The organism is Myxococcus sp. CA039A (assembly GCF_013336645.1).
In the GTDB taxonomy this organism is placed as follows: domain Bacteria; phylum Myxococcota; class Myxococcia; order Myxococcales; family Myxococcaceae; genus Myxococcus; species Myxococcus llanfairpwllgwyngyllgogerychwyrndrobwllllantysiliogogogochensis.
Window position 1 is genome coordinate 1 of sequence record NZ_JABUMQ010000565.1, and the last position, 3,450, is coordinate 3,450.

Consider the following 3,450-nt stretch of genomic DNA (forward strand, 5'->3'; position numbering starts at 1 on the left):
TGGCGGGGCCGGTGTGCAAATCGAAAGCGGCTCTGGAGTTACACGTTATATAGGGCGCGCTCATGTCCCTCGACCTCAAGCGCGCCAACTCCGAGCCGATCACCTCCGTCGACCTGTTGGTGTCGGGTTTTCGGTCCGCCGAGAAGCCCCAGGGCCACCTTCGTCTGGGCCTGGAACACGAGAAGCTGCTGTTCCCCGTGGGTTCAGACGCTCCTGTCCCTTACGAGGGTCCGTCCGGAGTGGGGGCCCTGCTGAACCGGCTGGCCCCCGAGGGCTATGTCCCCTTCCGGGAGACGCCCGAGTCCCCGGTCATCGCCCTCCAGCGGGAGCGCGGCGAGGCGACCATCTCCCTGGAGCCGGGTGGACAGTTCGAGCTGTCCGGCAGCCCCTTCCACACGGCGCGCGAGGCGCACGCGGAGAACCTGGCCCACCTGAAGCAGGTGAAGGCGGCGGCGGGGGAGCTGGGGCTGCGGCTGGTGACGATGGGGTACCGCCCCACGGGCACGACGGCGACGATGCCGTGGATGCCCAAGTCGCGCTACCTGGTGATGCGGCGCACCCTGCCGGAGCGGGGCCAGCTGGCGCTGAACATGATGTTGATGACGGCCACCGGACAGGTGTCGCTCGACTGGAAGGACGAGGCGGACTGTGTCCGGAAGACGGTGGTGGTGGCGCGGCTCTCCCCGGTGATGAACGCGCTGTACGCCAACAGCCCGCTGGTGGACGGCAAGCCCTCTGGCTACCTGTCCTACCGCAACCGCGTCTGGGACGAGGTGGACCCGACGCGCTGTGGCTACCTGCCCGCGTTCTTCGACGGCTCCTTCTCGTACCGGGCCTATGTCGAATGGGCGATGGACGCGCCGCTGCTCTTCCTGCGCCGCGAGGGCCAGTACCTGCACCCGAAGCTCACCTTCCGACAGTTGCTGGAGCAGGGCTTCGAGGGACAGCCCCCGGACCTGGCGGACTGGACCGACCATCTCTCCACGCTCTTCCCCGAGGTGCGCCTGAAGAAGGTCGTCGAGGTGCGCGGCGCGGACTGTGGAAACGCGGCGATGACGGGCGCGCTGGGAGCGTTGTGGCGCGGAATCCTCTACGACGCCACGGCGCTGGACGAGGCGGAGCGGTTGTTGCCGAAGCTCACGTACACCGAGCACCTGGCCTTCCACGACACCGCGCGCCGCGAGGGGCTGGCCGGGAAGCTGGGCACGCACGAGCTGTACCGGCTCGCGGAGGAGATGGTGGGCATTGCCCGGCGGGGTCTGCTGCGCCTGGACGCTGCGGACGCGCCCCTCCTGGACCCGCTGGCGGAAGTGGCCGCGTCGAAGCGCTCTCCCGCGGCGGTGCTGCTCGAGGCGTGGGCGAAGGACCCACGCCCCGAGACAGTGCTCTCGCTGGCGAGCGTGTGAAGCGAGGCCGCTAGAAGCGGCCGCCCAGCGTGAGGTTCGCGTTGAAGAGGCTGCCCTTCGCCGCGCTGTTGGTGCCTGGGCGGTCGACGACGTCCTCGCCGCCCAGCAGGCGATAGGTGGCCCGGGCCCCCGCGAACAGGACGCTGCCGAAGCGATAGTCCACGCCGGCGGCGAGCGGAATCTCGGTCATCCAGTCGTTCTGGTAGACGTCGTCCGCGCCGTCGGAGGGGTCCAGGTAGCTCAGGCCGAAGCCGGCGCCGACGAAGGGCCGCCACTTCTGGTCGATGAGCGGCCCGGCCTTGGCCAGCACGCCGAAGTTGTTGCGCCACAGGCCCGCATCCTCGTCGTCGATTCGACGCGAGTCGATGGGCAGGCGTTGCAGCTCATAGCCCACCTCGATTCCCACGTACTTCCACGCCTGGGCGTCGGCGTTGATGCCGAACGTGGCGCCCACGCCGACGTCCTCGCCCAGGTCTCCCGTGAAGCTGCCGAGACCCAGTCGCACGTCCATGCCGACCTCCGGCTCCTTCTTCATGTCCAAGGCCCCGGCCACTCGCTGGGCCTCAATCGCGAAAGCCGGGCTCGCCAGAGCCATGGCTGCCACGGCGACTCCTCCCACCATCGAACGTCGCATCGCATACCTCCCCGAAGTTTCGGTCAGCGACAAGGTGGGCATCCGTTGAGTCGGCTACAGAGAGGGCCCGCTGGGTTGGCGGTGGACCGCCGGGCCCGCGAGGAGCCGGACGGGAAGGCGCTCAGCGGCGGCCGAACAGCTTCTTCAACCCGGACAGCAGGCCGCCCGGACGCGCCTCGGGCTCGCCAATCAGCGGCGAGCGGGCAACGAGCGCCTCGCGCCCCGCGTCGTCCAGGTCCTCCAGGGAGAGGGAGACGGGCTGGCGGCGGACTCCGGGCAGCGTGGCTTCCAGCGAGAGGGCTCCGTCGGCGGAGAGCGAGAAGTGCAGCTCCACCTCGCCCGCGCGCTCCACATTGAGGGAGAGCCGACCCAGGTACTCGTTCTCCGCCGCGAGCGGCGAGGGGCCCTGGAAGAGGGCGAGCTCCAGGGGGCCCGGAGCGATGGGGATGACCAGCGTCTTGCCGGCGGGCAGTCGCGTCGTGCGCTCGAGCACTCGGCGCAGGGTGCCTCCTCGCTCGGCGACGCCGATGGGCGCGGAGAGCACCTCGGAGACGGAGGCGGCGGGCTTGCCGCCTTCAGCCAGCACGATTCCGCGGCCGAGCAGCGCGGCGCCCAGGGCCACGCCGCCTCGGGCGTCGACGTCGTCGCGCACGGGGACGCCCAGGCTTTCCTCCAGCCGGCGGCGGACCAGGGGCGTGCGTCCCTGTCCGCCCACGAGCAGCACGGCGTCGAGGCCCTGGGGCGAGAGGGCGTTCGAGTCGAGCACCTCGCGCACGACGGACGTCACTCGCTGGGCGAGGTCCGCGGTGAGGGCCTCCATGCGCTCGCGGGTCAGCGGGGGCACGGTGCCCGAGGGCAGGGTGACGTCCACCTGTTCGCGCTCGGAGAGGGCCACCTTGGCGGCCTCGGCGGCGGTGCGCAGGGGGCCCCAATCGAGCGCGTGTTCAGGGCGGGGGATGCCCTGGTCCGCGAGGTCGCTGGCGAGGGCTTCCGCGATGCGGGCGTCGAAGTCCAGGCCACCCACCGTGGGGTCGCCGCCGGTGGTGATGACCTCCAGGTCATCGCCGGTGACTTGCACCACGGCGACGCCGAGTCCTCCGCCGCCCAGGTCGATGACGAGCACGCGCTTGCGAGCCAGGCCGCGTCCGTGTCCGTGGGCCAGGGCGGCCGCGGCGGGGGCGGTGAGGATGCGCTGTGCGTCGAGCCCCGCGAGGGTGGCCGCGTCACGCAGGGCCGCGCGCTGGCGGTCCGTGAAGTGGGTGGGGGCGCAGATGACGGCGCGGGTGGCCTTGCGTCCGACGAAGGTCGTGGCGGCGTGCTTGAGCTCGCGCAGGAGCAGGGCCGTGAAGAGGGTGGGCGCGACGAGTCGGCCACCGAGCTCCACGCAAGCATCGCCGCTCGGGTCGGCGG

3 protein-coding genes are annotated in these 3,450 nt (G+C 71.3%); 1 reads left to right on the forward strand and 2 read right to left on the reverse strand.

The window, feature by feature from the left end; translation table 11 throughout:
• Positions 1-62 precede the first annotated feature (62 nt).
• Positions 63-1,406: a glutamate--cysteine ligase gene (locus HR086_RS45690; RefSeq protein ID WP_174453002.1), complete on the forward strand. Its 1,344-nt coding sequence runs from the start codon at positions 63-65 to the stop codon at positions 1,404-1,406.
• Positions 1,407-1,416: 10 nt separating this feature from the next.
• Here HR086_RS45690 and HR086_RS45695 read toward each other — a convergent pair whose 3' ends face one another.
• The gene (locus tag HR086_RS45695; RefSeq protein ID WP_246137894.1) at positions 1,417-2,001 is read right to left on the reverse strand and encodes an outer membrane beta-barrel protein; all 585 of its coding nucleotides are present in this window, start codon (positions 1,999-2,001) and stop codon (positions 1,417-1,419) included.
• 160 nt (positions 2,002-2,161) lie between these two features.
• The coding region (locus HR086_RS45700; RefSeq protein WP_174468797.1) for an Hsp70 family protein at positions 2,162-3,450 on the reverse strand (1,289 nt) is incomplete at its 5' end.